Origin of the sequence: Serratia sp. C2(1) (genome assembly GCF_036352655.1) — a bacterium.
GTDB classification, from domain to species: Bacteria; Pseudomonadota; Gammaproteobacteria; order Enterobacterales; family Enterobacteriaceae; genus Serratia; species Serratia inhibens.
Genome location: NZ_JAZFBA010000001.1, coordinates 954,950 through 970,538, shown reverse-complemented (window position 1 = coordinate 970,538; position 15,589 = coordinate 954,950). Strand labels below are relative to the sequence as shown.

16 protein-coding genes are annotated in these 15,589 nt (G+C 52.3%); 1 reads left to right on the top strand and 15 read right to left on the bottom strand.

What is annotated here, in order from left to right; translation table 11 throughout:
* Positions 1–169: 169 nt before the first annotated feature.
* The 14 genes from V2S86_RS04445 to V2S86_RS04380 form a co-directional block, all read right to left on the bottom strand.
* Positions 170–1,414, bottom strand: a complete 1,245-nt coding sequence (locus V2S86_RS04445; RefSeq protein ID WP_330761408.1) for an FKBP-type peptidyl-prolyl cis-trans isomerase N-terminal domain-containing protein — start codon at positions 1,412–1,414, stop codon at positions 170–172.
* The gene (locus V2S86_RS04440) at positions 1,411–1,827 is read right to left on the bottom strand and encodes a hypothetical protein (protein WP_330761407.1); all 417 of its coding nucleotides are present in this window, start codon (positions 1,825–1,827) and stop codon (positions 1,411–1,413) included. The genes V2S86_RS04445 and V2S86_RS04440 overlap by 4 nt, the downstream gene beginning before the upstream one ends.
* Positions 1,824–2,429, bottom strand: coding sequence for a helix-turn-helix transcriptional regulator (locus tag V2S86_RS04435; protein ID WP_330761406.1), 606 nt, complete (start codon positions 2,427–2,429; stop codon positions 1,824–1,826). Before V2S86_RS04435 ends, V2S86_RS04440 begins: the two co-directional genes overlap by 4 nt.
* A gap of 91 nt (positions 2,430–2,520) precedes the next feature.
* The gene (locus tag V2S86_RS04430; protein ID WP_330761405.1) at positions 2,521–4,056 is read right to left on the bottom strand and encodes a PglL family O-oligosaccharyltransferase; all 1,536 of its coding nucleotides are present in this window, start codon (positions 4,054–4,056) and stop codon (positions 2,521–2,523) included.
* Between the two features lie 249 nt (positions 4,057–4,305).
* Positions 4,306–5,151: an MrpH family fimbial adhesin gene (locus V2S86_RS04425; RefSeq protein WP_330761404.1), complete on the bottom strand. Its 846-nt coding sequence runs from the start codon at positions 5,149–5,151 to the stop codon at positions 4,306–4,308.
* A gap of 58 nt (positions 5,152–5,209) precedes the next feature.
* A complete protein-coding gene (locus V2S86_RS04420; protein WP_330761403.1) occupies positions 5,210–5,758 on the bottom strand; it encodes a fimbrial protein in 549 nt (182 codons plus the stop codon).
* Between the two features lie 9 nt (positions 5,759–5,767).
* Positions 5,768–6,262: a fimbrial protein gene (locus V2S86_RS04415; RefSeq protein ID WP_330761402.1), complete on the bottom strand. Its 495-nt coding sequence runs from the start codon at positions 6,260–6,262 to the stop codon at positions 5,768–5,770.
* Positions 6,259–6,759, bottom strand: coding sequence for a fimbrial protein (locus V2S86_RS04410; RefSeq protein WP_330761401.1), 501 nt, complete (start codon positions 6,757–6,759; stop codon positions 6,259–6,261). Before V2S86_RS04410 ends, V2S86_RS04415 begins: the two co-directional genes overlap by 4 nt.
* A gap of 9 nt (positions 6,760–6,768) precedes the next feature.
* Complete coding sequence (locus V2S86_RS04405; protein ID WP_330761400.1) at positions 6,769–7,428, bottom strand: fimbrial protein; 660 nt, start codon at positions 7,426–7,428, stop codon at positions 6,769–6,771.
* Positions 7,429–7,467: 39 nt separating this feature from the next.
* Positions 7,468–8,229 (bottom strand): fimbria/pilus periplasmic chaperone, encoded by a 762-nt coding sequence (locus V2S86_RS04400; RefSeq protein WP_330761399.1) that lies wholly within the window; start codon positions 8,227–8,229, stop codon positions 7,468–7,470.
* A gap of 34 nt (positions 8,230–8,263) precedes the next feature.
* A complete protein-coding gene (locus V2S86_RS04395; protein ID WP_330761398.1) occupies positions 8,264–10,807 on the bottom strand; it encodes an outer membrane usher protein in 2,544 nt (847 codons plus the stop codon).
* 57 nt (positions 10,808–10,864) lie between these two features.
* Positions 10,865–11,410 carry a fimbrial protein gene (locus V2S86_RS04390; protein ID WP_442996158.1) on the bottom strand — a complete coding sequence of 182 codons (546 nt, stop codon included), beginning with the start codon at positions 11,408–11,410 and terminating at the stop codon, positions 10,865–10,867.
* Between the two features lie 87 nt (positions 11,411–11,497).
* A complete protein-coding gene (locus V2S86_RS04385; RefSeq protein WP_330761397.1) occupies positions 11,498–12,022 on the bottom strand; it encodes a fimbrial protein in 525 nt (174 codons plus the stop codon).
* 444 nt (positions 12,023–12,466) lie between these two features.
* On the bottom strand, positions 12,467–12,802 hold the full coding sequence (locus V2S86_RS04380; protein WP_330761396.1) for a hypothetical protein: 336 nt from the start codon (positions 12,800–12,802) through the stop codon (positions 12,467–12,469).
* Here V2S86_RS04380 and V2S86_RS04375 point away from each other — a divergent pair.
* Positions 12,801–13,073, top strand: coding sequence for a hypothetical protein (locus V2S86_RS04375; protein WP_330761395.1), 273 nt, complete (start codon positions 12,801–12,803; stop codon positions 13,071–13,073). The two genes, V2S86_RS04380 and V2S86_RS04375, sit on opposite strands and share 2 nt — an antisense overlap.
* Before the next feature lie 1,186 nt (positions 13,074–14,259).
* On the opposite strand, the gene umuC is transcribed toward V2S86_RS04375, so the two are convergent.
* Positions 14,260–15,528, bottom strand: a complete 1,269-nt coding sequence (gene umuC, locus V2S86_RS04370) for a translesion error-prone DNA polymerase V subunit UmuC (RefSeq protein WP_330761394.1) — start codon at positions 15,526–15,528, stop codon at positions 14,260–14,262.
* Between the last annotated feature and the right edge of the window lie 61 nt (positions 15,529–15,589).

Below are 15,589 nucleotides of genomic sequence, written 5' to 3'. Positions count from 1 at the left end.
TAATTTAACTAGTCACTTCTATTTTATTAAGATTATTCTTGCAATACCTTTTCTTAACGGTGCATTTCTTATTAACTCGGTGTTCTCCACACTTACCAGATAACATGACCCAACAGGTTTAACATAAATATCCACACCTGCAATGTCCTCCCCTCTCAAGAAGGTCGCCTTAAGGCGTCTTGGCATCCACCACCCTTAATTCATACACCATAGCGGCATTCGGCGGTATTTTCGGTGGAAAACCCGCTTCACCGTAGGCTAGCTCCGGCGGGACCACAAGAGTCATCGCGCCGTGGTTTTTCAACTGGCCAATCGCCGCGCGAAATAGTGGCGGATAATCTTTCAGCGGCTGTGACAACACCTTGTCGTTGAGATCCATATCCTGAATCACCTGGCCATCGGTCAACATTTCTTTAACCACAACGTCGACCTGCGCGTTAGCGGCGATCTCGCCCGCACCAATATAATCCACCCGGAACCAGAATCCGTCGGGAGACTGTTTCACACCTTTACCACGGGTAAACGCCTCAATATACGCGTTATCCCGTTCGCTCTGGTGTTGCATCCTCTGATGTCGGGCAGCATTCACCCTTGCCTCCGAGTCAGCCAGCGCCTTGGCCAAAACGTCCGTGGTCAACTGATATTGCCCGGCGAAGGCGTCTACCACACCCGCCAGCAAGGTTTGGCGATCGGTCTCGATGCCCCAACCTTTGCGCTCATCCAGCATTTTGAGGATATCGCGCCCCAAGGCGCCACCGGCGGCATACGATTGCTGCCCGGTGACTGTTTTCAACGTTTGCGGCGCAGCCAGCAGTTTCGCCCGTTCACGCAACGCATCTGCATCCTGACGCAACCGTTGCTGTATTCGGGCCAGCTTTTCCTGCTCAGCTTCAGCCTGACTGGCCCGCTCCAACAGGACGCGTTGCTGTGCCTGTAAGTCGGTAATCCGGGCCTTTAGGGCACGGACCTGCGCCAGACTCATGGCAGCCGATTGTTTCTCCCGCGCGGTTTCCTCGCTTGCCTGCCGTATCAATTCCGCCATGCGTCGCTCATCCGGCGAAAGGCTGATCGCTTGCCGCAATCCGCCAATCAATTGCAGCAATCCAGACAGGTCCACCGCTTTTTCTACAGGCGGCGCATCGCGCAATGCCGATAGCGCTCGCTCCAACTCACGGATCTTCTGCTGTTGACGTTCTGTCTGCGTCTTTACTGCGGAGGGTGTAACCTTAATAACGTTGTCGTTTTTTATTTTCGACGGGCGCCGTTCTTTTTCAACCACCACGGGCGGTGATACCGAGTGTTGATGGCTGTATTGTTCAGCGAATTGTAACAAGGCGGGTACCCCGTCTTCCGCGCTCAGAGGGCCTGAAGTCAGCAGCAACGGCATTAGTAACGTCAGTTTACACCGCGTCATTTAAGCCGCTCCCCGCGATCCGCCAACCCTGTCATTACGGCCTGATTTACATCAGCACATAACCGGCTCACCTTATAGCGATATAAGGCATCTACCGTTTCCTGGGTGTCGCCATTCACCTGGGTGCGCAAAGCGGCGTATTGCGCGGCACCGCTCATCAGGCGATCGAACTCCTGTTTATATTTCCGATAACCTGCAGCATCAATGCCCTGTAATGCATCCAATTCTTTTTGGCAGTGTTGCAATCGATCCGCTTCCCGTTGAGCCTGAGTAATTTCAACGGTGGCTTCAGGCGATTTTTTCGCCGCCAGGATCGGCCTTCTGCCGTTCTCGCAGCCACTCAGCACCAACGTCCCGATCAACAATGGCAAGGCCAATGCGCTACGCCGCCACTGCGGCCCGCTCATATTCATTTTTCATACCTCTTTACCGTTTTCAATCCATCCAACCTCAGCCACTGGTATAAGTCTGCATTGCGTTTAAACCCCAGCTTTCTCATCGCAGCCTGTTTGTGGTTACTGACCGTTTTAACGCTAAGGCGTAAATAGTTGGCAATGGCCGTCGGCGGCATTTCCCAGGCCAGATAGCGCATAACATCCCATTCCCGACGGGTAATACGCTGCTGCTCACACCAGTAACAGTGGCTCGCGACAAGACCGGCCTCACTCTCTTCCAAACCATGCTCAACCCGCATCAAGATGCTTTCGATGGGATCATTACGGAGAATCACGCCGGATTCGTTGCGGCAACTCGGTTGATTTTTCCAGCGGGCATCCTCCGGGGCTCTCAATGAAAAATTAAGCTGGCGGCCACCCTGAGCCCTGCGCAGACAAAAGCGCGCCTGCCAGTCCCGCTCAACGGCCTGAAAGACGATATCCGCCTGCCATGCCGCTGAGTCCTGCAATACCTGAACCCGCATGCCTTTATGTTCCAGGTAAGGCAATATCAATTGCTTCAGGCCCTCGATAAAAAATTTATCGCGGTCAATAAAAACCAGCGAAATTATCTTTTCCATTTTTCACTCCCTAAAAAATATTTCATCCATGGCGTGATAAGACGAGAGTTCACTCATCAAAAAATGCGGTATAAAAATCAGTTAAAGAATATTATTTTTTAGGCGCCACAAATCGCGGATCTTCAGGGAAAATAAGCTCGGCATTTTGTCGATAATCTTCCGCCAATTGAATATCTCCGTGATGGCGTAATATTATGATCAAGCTGGCATACACATTATTATCAATGCGGTGTTTGAGATAATCTTTTGCCCACGAGACATATTTCTTCAGCAGGCTCTCATCCTGTGTATGGTTGTAAGTCAGTAACGCATGAGTTTGTTGATCAAACTCCCGACGTTCACGATGCGCTAACGCCGTTAGGGGGGGCATGGCGTCTACTGCCCCCATCTCTTTCATTCCCGAGCGTTCAGCCTGGGTCAAAATCCGGCCCCCCTGAAAAGTCGCCAGCATCACCACTGCACCGAACACCGCAAGCAGCCGCAAAATAGTGCTGAATATCATGCCGCTTGGCCCAGGCAGCGCCCTGCGATGTTGCGCCCCGCAACTCAGGCGATCTACCGTAGCCAATAGCAGCAGGAAAAGCAGCCAGTGAATCGCCGACAGAGAAAAAGGATACTCAAGTTGGCTGTGCACCAACATCGGTATCAGCACCAGGCACAGCGCCGTACCTTCGCCGGCAGAGCGCTCACCCAACGCCTGTGCCTTGCGATCATGCCTTATTGCCTGCACCAGCAGGCGTACGCCGCCCGCCAGCATGATCCCCATGCCGATAAGCGCCACCATGCCGCCTTCAACCCACCACAGTAAAATCTCATTATGCGGATGACGAGCAATCTCCGTCACCACCGTCGGAGGTATTTGTGCAATTCTAAAATGTTGAAAGTGATATTCGAAGCCACCATAGCCCCATCCCATCAAGGGTTTTTCCGCGATCATCGCCAGGGTGTCATGCAGCATGCTAAGCCGCGCCACCGTAGAGCCATCGTGGCTGATGTAGCGTAATATCATGCCTTCATCGCCCGCCGTCCACAGCATTATACCCATGCCCAGCAAAGCGCCGGCCGCCGCCAAAGCGCCCGCAGCCATGCTACGCCGCGGTGCGCGGCGGCCAAACAGGCAGCAAAACAAAATAATGGCAGCCCCTGCGCCCAACCAGGCAGCCCGCGACTGGATCCACACCAACAAAGCAGGAAATATCAGCAAGCCGAAAGCCAACAGAGCAGTACGCAAACGCTCATAACGGCGCCAAACGTAGCCCGGCATCACAAACAGCATTAACAGCGACGCCAGCCCGGTAGCAATAAAGCTCCCCAATACATTAGGTTGCAGGAAACTGCCGAAAACGCGCCCGCCGCGTATCGGCACCCAACTTAGCGCAGGAGCGAAAATTTGCAGTAACGCGATCAATGCCTGGATACCGATCAATAACAGTACCGCGTACAAAGCTCGACGACGCTGCTGAAAGGGCAGCTTCAACTGCAGCCAGGAGAAATAAAACCCCGTGCCTGCCAGCAATGCCAACGCACGCCATAATGCGCTTTCGCGCACTTCCTGGTCAGCATACAGCAGAGGAATATTCAGCACTATTCCACCAACAAGGAAATAGATAAACGGCATAGTAATCATCACCGTTTTTCGCATTGGCAGCCAAATTAAAAATACAATGCCGGCAGTACAAGCATATATCAACGAATTAAACGGCAGATTTAAACCTGTCCCTCCCATACCGGCGAAATAGATCCCCAGCGGTGCACCGATCGCCGTGATCATAAAAAAAGAACGCCAGCACCCGAGCGCAATAAATGGATTTACCTTCACTGAATTTATGCTCACTGGATAATATTAAATACGGATGACGCAGCGTGGATAACCCGATTAAGGCAAAGCCAAAATAGCCACCGACTGCCCCGAATAATCACCGGCCTTTACCGTTCCCGTCACGCCCAGCGTGGAAGTAACGGGTATCGTCACCCCAAGTGCATCCGCAGTGAAAGGATACCCCTTATTCGCCGCCACACCATTGATGCGCAGCGTAGTGTAAACCCCGGAGTTATTACCCAGTTCAAGGCGTCCCTCGTTCTCGGTGCGGATGTACATGACGATATCCATTTTCTGCGAACAGACCACGCGCAAACTGCCATGAGAAGTATTCCCCATCAAATCAGGTTCTTGCAGAACACCGTGACTCAAATCGAGCTGCTGTTCCTCAATGCCGCAGACCCCGACTGGCGGCGGCGCTATTCCGCATACACTGCCGGATATCAACCTTGATGAGGTTGTCGACACCGTGGTCGCTGAATGGGTGTTGTAAAACATTCCGACGCACTCTTGAGTAATGGCGTCTCCCACATGGTTGGTAGATCCCTCGATCGGCAGCGGATAAACGCTCTGATAATACTGACCAAGTTCGCCCATCGTCTCCAACTGGGTAATTTTCGGATGTTGCGCCGAGCCCAAGGTAAAGGGTGAGGGCAACACCGACGCCGTACCGCCGGCGTTGGAGCCGGTATGACGGTGGTTGATCCCCACGGCACACTGTTTCATCCCAAAGCACGGATTAAGGGTCTGATCGTTCCTGTCCCAGCTCTCAATAACAAATTTATAGGTGGCATTCGTGGGCGAACCGATACTTTCGGTGATGTAGGAATAAATTTGGGCCGAACAAAGGCCAGGAGCCAGGCCAAATAGTAAAGACATCCATCTGAAGTGAACACGCTGCATTACATGCTATCCTTTTCTGTCTTACCGGATGCCAGGGCGCAGCGCCCTGACAGGGCTATCATTCATATTCCAGATTAAAGGTCGCGATGGCATTGAAAGGGCCACGACCTATGGTTTTGTCGGTTATCGCAGCAGGCTCCCCCTGGATGTAAGCCTGCAACCGAATGACCGTATTGCCATCCTGCAGAGGGTATTTGCCACTCGCCGCATTAAGCGGCAAAGGTTGGCCCTGCTCGGTTTCCATGCCAATTGCGATCCCGCTGGCCTGGCTCTCCGCAGCCAGGGCCAACAATCCCGGCAGAGCCGTGCTTTCCGGACCATTGAAAGTCATCTTTAGGGTCTTGCCCAAGCCAAGATCGCAATCCGTCAAATTCAGTTGAAAAGGCACGCCGTGCGTCCGATTATTCAGATACAGATACTTGTCGACCACCGAACCGAAATCCACGATGACGTTTTCATTTTCCGGCAACAGGGTGCAAGGTTCCGCCACCAGATTCCCGCTATACAGTACACTGACCTGCGGCGGTGCAGCGGCCAGCGCGGCATGAGCAAAGACACCCATGCAGAAACAGGCCACTACCCCGTACCTCGTTTTTTTCATCTTCATCACTGTCTCCTAGGGATATTCCAGTTGAAGAGTCGCCGCTGCGGTAAAAGCCCCTTCCTGCAAGGTCGCCCCGTTTTTTTTGACCGGTGTGGCAATAAGCTGCGTTGATCCCAGATAGGAGGGTATGGCCAGCGTACCGCCAACTTCAAATGGCTTTACGATCCCATCCCGTTGGTGTTGCAGGCGGATACCGAAGTCCGCAATGTTGGTCTGCACCGCCGTGGTGTCGAATGCGGTGGCGGCTCCTAGATAGCGCAACAGCTTATCCGTGCTGACCCCTTCGCATTCATAGGTTAGAGTGAAGTATTGCTTATAGTTTTCGCCGTCCACTTTGTTGACCCCAACCTGGCCAAAATCAATCTCGACCGCTTTACCGCCGTTAATCGTACAGGGCGGTGCATCAAGCAGGACCCCGCGGAAACTCATGTTGTCCGCCTGCACGGAGCCGCCAAGTAACGTCATGACGAGTGCCGCGGCGTTTCTCAATGTGCGGTTTATTTTCATTGGTAATCCACCTTCAACGTCGCTGAAGCGGCAAACTCACCACCGTTTAGCGTGGCGCCGGCGCGTTTAATAGGCACTGCCTGCAACTGCGGCACATTCGGATAAGTGAAATCAACCCAGTCATTCACCGCCAACGCAGCACCGTTGGCTTTCAGCGCAATCCCCAGGTCCGCCACGCTGGTCTGTAACGCGCCTTGTTCAAATACCGTAGCGTTTCCCTGCACCTGAAGCTTCATGGCATTACTGCTGTTGCCTTTGCATTCCAGCGAGTAATCCACCGTTTGGATATAATTGCTGCCGTCGATTCGGGTGATTATTATTTCATTGCCGAAATCCACTTCAATTACGCGTCCGCCGTTAATGACGCAAGGCGGAGATAACACGGTGACGCTGACGGTGACAGGGGTATTCGCTTGTACCGGCATGCTCGCCAGCGCAAGTCCCCCGCACAACCAGAGAGCTGCCCGGCGTTGTTTCATCGTATGCGTATGAGCCATATCGCCGCCTCAGTCATAACTCAGTCTAAAGTCGACCGCCGCACGATAAGCGCCGGCCATCAGGGGGGCCGCAGTCCGTTCGGGAGTGACGGTGTAAGTCAGCCCATTCTGCCCGGGCGTCAGCAATAGCGGCTCGCCACGGCTACCCAAGCGAACATCATGACCGCGGAAGTCCTGCAGACGCAGCCCAAGCCCGGAGACGCCCTGCGCCTTCACCAACTGAGGGTTATCCTTATCTGAAGGCGCACTGAAACTCACCGCCACCGCAGGTTGGTTATGCGCCCAACTCAACGCACCTGTGCGTTCATCACGTTGACTGGTTGAAGAATGCAGACAATCGCGCAGCCGCAGTTCCACCGCTACCGGCAGGCCGCGATCGCCGGTCTGCTGCAAGCGCCCCGTGCCGGTATCGCCTAGCCAGATATCCTGCCGCGCGCTGGTCATTTCCAACCGACAGGCACTTTCCGTCAGTGCGCCGTACACCAGCAGTACGCCGTTCGCGCCTTCTACCTGGCCGTTATCCGCCGCCCCCGCCGTAGGCAACAGCATCGCCATCGCCCCCAGACTCAAAGGCACCATCAGCGCCAGCCCGCCCATCGAGGTGTAATATCGCCATTCACTGCGAAAAATCTGTGCGTCCTTTTTCTGCTTTCGTTTCATCCATTGCATCTGAGTGACTCCCGTCAGTTACGGCCTGTGAACAGAGGGTTATGAAGCTTTTTTCTTTTCAGGCACCACCTTGCAACTGCCGCCGCTGCAGTTAAAGGTCAGCTGTGGACGGCCACCGTAATCGTTGATGTAGGTGAGCACCGGGCTGTTACCCAGACTCGTCGCATCGACGGCCAGAGCCGACCGCCCCTTCGGTGCGACCATAAAGGGCTCAAACCCTTTCACACCTTCCCCGTTCTTTTTGCTGCCGGCGTCAATAATGGTGATGTAGTACGGCGTCGGGTTATTGACCAGATATTTCCCCCCCTGGAGGGTCAACGTCAGTTGCTCCTGCCAGGGCGTCGCCATGTCTGCGCGACTCGGCATGATCGCCGCCGGACGGTAGAACAGCTTGATGCGCGTCTGTAATGCGATCTGCAGCGTATTCGGCTTATCGCTTCTCGGCGGGATCTCACGCAAGTTGAAGTAGTACAACGTCTCGCGATCCTGCGGCAATTGTTTAGCCGCCGGCAGCGCCTGGACTTTTATCTGACTTGGTTTTCCCGGTTCAATGCGCTGCACCGGCGGCAACACCACCAGAGGGCTCTGAATTTTGTTGCCCTGTTCATCCTCCAGCCAGCCCTGCGCCAGATACGGCAGTTGTTTGTTCTGGTTGCTGAGATTCAGGCTGACTGCGTTCTGGCCGCCGTCGAAAATCACCCGGGTGCGATCCAAAGCTATAGCCGCACAGGCCTGTTGCGATACCGCGACACCCAGCAGCGCAACGGCAATCACCGTCGTTTTTAAGGGAATGTGTTGCATGTTATTGATTACTCCAAAATTCAGGGTGATAGATTTATTCAGCAATGGGGGCCTTTGCCGCAGCCGTTACCGGCTTGCAAGGCAATAGCAGAGTATTCATCAGCATGTTGGCCGGCAGCGGAGACGGCAGTTGCACCTCGCACTGTGCGTCTCCACTCCAGTGAACCACCATGCTTTCGCCAGGGTTGATGCCGCTCAGATAAACGCTGCCGGCATCGTTAATGATGCCGGTTTCCTGTTTACGGCTATTCAATACTGTGGCGCCGAACGGTGGAGCGCTGCCGTCCGCCAGTTTGACGATCGCCATCGCCTTCTCACCGGCGATCACGTCAAATTTGCGATAGCCAATCGCTCCTTCGGTCAGAGTGGCCTGTACCACAGAACGTGTTGCTTCGGCGTTATCGCCCAATTTGTTCAGATCGATGCTGGCTTTATTGCGGTAGTAACTGTTAACGTCCGCCACCACCGCTTTACCAAACCTATTGGTATTAACGGTACTGCCATAGCCGCGAACCGGCACGTCGGCTACGCCGTTGGTATCCAACAGCAAACGGGTACCGCCCATGATGCCGGCTCGATGCAGCGCGCCGCCTTCCTGCGTTAGCGTCATCCCCCCTTGTGCAGACATGCCCACTGCGCTATAACGCCCTTCCTGATAGCTGGCGTTGGCGCTCAAACGAGCCACATCGCTCTCATGGTTGTAATAGCCACCCAAATTGGCCCCGCTACGCGAACTGCCTGCGCTCAGCTGATAATTGTTATGCTCGTCAATTCGATCGTAGTAACCCACCCGATGGGTGTTGTCGTTGCGGTTCACCGTGGTGTTGTAGCTGAGGGTCGCGCCGTTGCCCCATGGCATCGATAGCCCTAGGTAGATGCCATCGTCATTGGTTTCGTTGTAACGGTTGCGGTAAGCCGACAGCGACACGCTCAGATTTTTGAAGCGGCCGATATCGAAGTAACGCGACATCGTCAGGTTGTAACGGTCGTTGGCCGGGCGATCCCAATAGGTCTGGTGGCTGTAGTTGAGATAGGTACTCAGCCCCAAATCACGGAACTGTTTGTTAAAGGTGATGGTGTACATCTCCTTGTTATTGCCGACCCGATTGCCGTCGTAGCGTGCATCCAGATATTCGCTCATGCTCATAAAATCTTCTTCCGAGAAGCGATAACCGGCGAAAGTCACCTGGCTGTCCAGCTCATCAAAGGTTTTCGAATAACTCAGCCGATAAGAGCCACCACTCAGCGTTTCACCCTGCTGCGGCATGCGCGCCCGCGATTGCGTGGCGTCGAACGACAACGCCCCCAGAGCCATCAGATCGCGACCAATCCCCAGAGACAGTGCGTTATAATCGCCCCCCAGCAGCGCTCCGCCATACAACGACCACCCGTTGCTGACACCCCATGAAAACTCTCCGGTGCCAAACAGCGGTCCGCGGGAGTGATGCTCCCAATCCGAAGGTTTACCGGCGGCCAGTTTGAATCGCAGCGAGCCTGGTCGCGTCAGATAAGGGATGCTGGCGGTGTTCATTTTGAACTCCTGCACGCTGCCATCCTGCTCTTCCACCCGCACGTCCAGTTCACCGGAAATGGCGTCGTTAATGTCCTGAATGCGGAATGGCCCCGCCGCCACCTGGGTTTCATACAGTACCCGCCCTTGTTGACTGATTGTCACCTTGGCGTTGGTTTTAGCGACCCCGACCACCTCTGGGGCATAACCTCGCAAGTTTGGCGGCAGCATGTTGTCGTCCGACACCAAACTGGCACCGGAGAAGCGGAAACTATCGAAAATGCCTGAGTCCAGATAATCTTCACCGAACGTCAAGCGCGAACGCAGTGCGGGGATCGCCCGGTAGGCATAATAACGACTCCAATCCAGCGTTTTATCCGTAGGTTGACCAGAACCGGTCTGATGATTGAGTTGACCTTGCCAATCCGCGCGCAGCCGCCAGGCACCCAGGTTGGCGCCGGCGGTACCGTTACCGCTAACGTTGTAGCCCCGGGTGCCATTATTTTGTTGGTGCCGATTCTGAGCATTGATGTTGTAATCGAACAGCAACCCCGGAATACCTTCGTCCCAGCGCGACGGCGGGTCCCAGTCCTCAGAGCTGTATTCCAGATAAGCCTGCGGTACGCTCAAATAAAGCGCCGACGTCGCCAGATCGCCACGAGACTCCATGCCTTTAACGCTGGACTCATCCAGACATTCGCCCTGATGCCACCAGGTGAGGGATTTCATCGTATCCTCCTTCAACCCCAACAGCTCAACCAATGCTTTTGATATGCAGGCCTGGCTACCGTCAGGATCCTTTTCCGACGCGTAAAAAGGGATTTTTTGTTCAGGCAACTCATTTTTATTGATATGCACGACCATGCTGTAGCTTCCCGGCATAATGTAACCGCTGCGGGAAAACTGGCTCAGATCAATATTTTTACGATCGTTAACATCTAATATATCGCTATTAAATTGAATGCCAGCCTCGGCATATACCAACGTTGATGAGTTTCCCAGTGCCAGCGTGATACACAATCCCAGCACCTGAAAACGAAATAGCTTCCCAGCAGGCGATAACTTCATATCCCTAACCTTATATCGTATAATTCTGGTCATGCGACTTGCCGCAGAATATGCTAATCAGTAATAGTCCAATTTAAAACGCACGGCTGAAAAATAACTCCCCGCACGCAGCGGCTTATTATTCGAAACCAGTTTTATTGAATAATTAAGCAGCATGCTGGAGGAGATAATGTCATTAAAAGGTAACGGCATGCCCGGTATAGCGACATTCCCCTGACCATCGGTAATTTTCAGCGCAACGCCTTTGGCTTCGCCGCTGACGCCAAATAGCCCACCCTCATTATCGCCATCAAAGGTAACCTGAAACTGCCTCCAGTCCGGCAAATCCGATTTCGGACGCTCTAGGGTGCAGTTAATTAATTCGATGATGAACGGACGCGTATTTCCTTGTCCGTCTCGTACGATATTCCCTACCGGCACCATGTCCATATCAATAGTCTGTTCACGGCTTCCGGCCGCGATAGCACAGGCGGTATCGATAATGGCTCCTTGCATATTAACGCGCCCCCACCCTTGCGCTTTTTCGCCGGCCTGCGTTACCGGGCCAATAAGCAGGGTCATCAATATGCAAGGAGGCACTAAAGTATGAGTAAATCGATTCATTGGATATCCCTGACAAATACTCTTCCATCCCAGGAAATGCATGCGGGAAATCCCGCATGCAATAGACATCACACCAATGACGGGTGCTTATTGGTAAGCCAGCTTGAAATCGGCTACGGCGGTGAAGTCACCCGGGACTATCGCAGCAGACGCACCGTCACCCTGCAGGTATGCAGCGAAACGCAGGGTGTTATTGCCGTCGTTCAGCGTCTGAGGTGGCGTTGCGGTACCCAGTTTGATCAGGTTGCTCGCCATATCGGTAATTGCGATGCTGGCGCCACTCGCGTTGCCGATAATGCCCAGCAGGTCTGGGTTCGCTAATGAACTGTCGCCGTCAAAAGTTGTGGTTACCGTTTTCATCGTGGTGGTATCACACTGCTCCAGTTTAATTTCAAACTGACGCGGCATTGATTTACCGCCATTTTTCAGAGCGACATTTGAAATCTGACCCATCTCCACGGTTTGATCAACAGATTCAGGAGCGATAGAGCAAGGCGCATCAATAATTGAACCGGTGAAGGTAACTTTGCCATGACCCTGATCGGCGGCGTGCGCCATAGAAGAAGCACCAAACGCCAGAACTGTTGCCAACATGATTTTGTTCAGTTTCATATTTCACTTATTCCTTTAATATTGTGTTAAAGCTCAGGGATGTTCCCGTTTTTTAACAACCGTTATATATTCCAAAATGAATCGGGCCAACGCCCATTACCAAATCAAGCCAAAAGACTTATTAAAACCCCCGGAAAAATCCAAAAAAAACCCACCCATTAAAATTAAGAATGGAGTAAAAACCAGATATCCATAAAAAAATACCAATATATAGAGATACCCGTGGGTATTTATGTAATATTCACAGAAATTAAAATCAACCTCGTCGCAGTCACTTGTTTTGGCCAGAACATTTTTACAAAAACATCGGTAATTTGAAAAGTTATTTAATTCAAAATAAGCAAATACGAAACATAAGCCCAAAAACAGCATGGTAATTATATTTTTGCGAGACAACAGATCGTAAAAATAACAACAACAGAATAATATACTGAATAATATAATTTATACAATATTAATGATCGTCTTTTTAAGTTTTGCGCTATAATAATTTGGAATGATAAATGGATATTTGTCTTGTCCGGGCTGACGAACGTCGGTGCCGAACAATAGAGAAGGAGAAAGATTATGAGACGCAGCCGTTATCAACAGCAGGCTGAACATCTGGCAACGGAGTTGCACATCCTGAAATTTGAACACAGCAGACTGATGCTGCACTCTCAGGCTCAGGAAGCCCTCTGCCAACAGCTCAGAGAACAACTCGCCGGGCACCGGCCCCCTTCTCTGAAGGTATTTTACCGTTATCTCAAAACCCATCTGAAATTTAAGTGAGGCCGCCATGGTAAAGCGCCGGTCAAAACAACAAGAACTTCAAACTTTACAACAGCATTTATTACAAACACTAGACATGCTCAGCCCTCCGATCAGGGGCGCGCAATTGCCGCCGCCTGCCGAATGGCCCAGTACTCGCCAACTGGCTGAGCCCAACGATATTAATATTTATAAGGCACGAGTATTGCTGCTGAACCTGGTCGATAGCGGTAAAATCCTGGTCACCAAGGGCACGATCAATAAATCGTTGCGCTGGTATCCATCAGTTAAACACCTCTGATCTCTTTTACTGCCGCAAACCTAAGCATGCCGGCATTTAACAGATTGTTATCAGGATGTTTTTTCTGAATAAATCCGTCTGGCAGCTTACTCTATCGCGAAGAAATACATAAGTAAATTTTATAATTAATCGATATTTCTGTCAGCACAATGAATGATAGATGTGATTGATTGGAAGCTGGCGCAACAACCCTTACCAGGCAATCTTGCCATACTCAGCCTACGCGAAATGACCACTCGCGGTTAGAATGACTAACCGCGAATACCCCTCCGCACAGTAGATGACACTCTCATCCCTTTCGAGCCGGAGCAAGCTCACCCAGCTCGGCCGCTGATGAAATCGCTAAATTTAGTGGTGAGAGCCGACGAAAACCTCTCACGTTTCCTCTGCCACGCTTTGCGCAAGAAGCCGACCAACAGCGGGAATAAATAAAAAAACCGAGTACAAATATTAATTATACCGACCTTAAGTGTATTATTTAATGTTTAGACTTACCCTAATCAATAACACGATTGGCTTGCCGATTATTTTTTAAAATAACGCTTGATATAACTATTGTTATGAGCCAATAATTAATCACCTTACAGAGGCAGGCATTAAAATAATTCATGTAGTCAAAAGGCGTTGGTTATGGGAATCGTTGATGCAGTTCGGTTAGACTCTATCGCCGGCGGTCATAGTAATAATGGCGGCGATCGTACCGACAAGGATGGGACAAGCTCTGGCGGCAGTTGTTCCTGGTAAGCGTCCACTCTAAAAAATGGTTTTATGTTTTGTGATCACGTTCACTTTTGGAAAATCTCATGTAGAAGATTAATCCGATCATTTTGAATTGTAATGCCTAAACCACCAGGGAATTTATTAATTAAAGGTGGCAGTTAACACCTGCCGCTTATAGATTTAAAAAGAGTTATATATGGATAAAATCATCAGACCCATAATTATATTTTTCGCCATACTTTCCATCTCCCCTTTCCTTAGTGGTGCCGGAGTGATGGCCTCAGGTCTGGGGTTCTCCGCACCCGCGGGCCTATCCAAATTTATGATTACCCTCGCCACCGGCTACTTTTTTGTTTCTTTATCCTTAAAGATTTATGAGTTCTTAAGAAAAAAGTAAATTCATATCACAGCAAATCACTAACTTCTGGTTTTAAGACGCAATCCCCTGCTCGATATTGGGCCGGGTTCAGCCTACCCTGACACTGAGAATATCGCTAAATTTAGTGGTATAGGCCGGTGAGAGCATCTCACGCTTCATCTGCCACGGTTTGGCAATGCCTTGCCCGGCAAACCAGATGCGACCGCGCCCTTCCCGGTTGAGCTTGTCCAGCGTTGCCATCAGTTGGCCGCTGTTGCGCCGCGGCGGGCAGTCGTCGAACAGGTCGATTTGTGCCATGGTGCCTGCGCTGAAATCCCCCAGTATCACGCCGCCTTTCAGGTAACGGTGCCCCTCCCGCCAGATGCTTTCCAGCGCACGCACCGCCATGGCGATAATATCGCGGCTGTCGTTGCTCGGCGTTTGCAGCCGGGCGGTGCCCAGATTGCTGTAGTAACCCTCACCTGCGGAATGCGGGCTGGTCTTGATAAAAACCGACACGCTGCGGCAATAGCGTTCGTCTTGCCGCAGTTTTTCCGCCGCGCGCTCCGCATAGCTGCAAATTGCCTCCCGCATATGCGGGTAATGGGTCAGCCGCTGACCGAACGATCGTGAACAGATGATCTGCTCTCTGGCTGCGGCCTCATCCTCCCGTTGCAGGCAGGATTCCCCGCGCAGTTCACGCACCGTGCGTTCCAGCACCACGCTGAAGGTTTTGCGCACCAGCCGGGTGTCGCAATCCGCCAGTTGCAATGCGTTTTCAATCCCCATCGCCTGCAGTTGCCGGGTCAACCGTCGGCCGACGCCCCACACTTCCTCTATCGGTATCAACGCCAACAGCTTGCGTTGACGGACAGGATCCGAAAGATCCACCACACCTCGGGTACCCGGCCAACGCTTGGCGGCATAATTGGCCAACTTGGCCAGCGTCTTGCTGGGCGCAATACCCACGCCGACGGCCAAATGCGTCTCCTGCAAAATCCTTTGTTGCACCTGGCGGCCAAACTGCGCCAGATCGGCACAGCGGTTAACGCCATCCAGCCACAGAAAGGCTTCGTCCAGCGAATAGATTTCTACCGCCGGCGCCATCTCGTCCAGAATGCTCATCACCCGGTGGGACATATCGGCATACAGCGCGTAGTTGGAAGAGAACACCGCCACGTTGCGGCGGCGCATCTCCTCCTTGATCTTGAAATACGGCGCCCCCATCGGCACACCCAGCGCCTTGGCCTCGGCGCTACGGGCGATCACGCACCCGTCGTTATTGGACAGGACTATCACTGGCTTACCTTTAAGATCTGGCCGAAAAACCGTCTCGCAGGAAGCATAAAAGCTGTTCACGTCCATCAGAGCAAACATCGTCAGGCCACTCCATAGCAAGGGTTCGGCATGATCGCATCGGGTTTTGGGCAACAGGGTT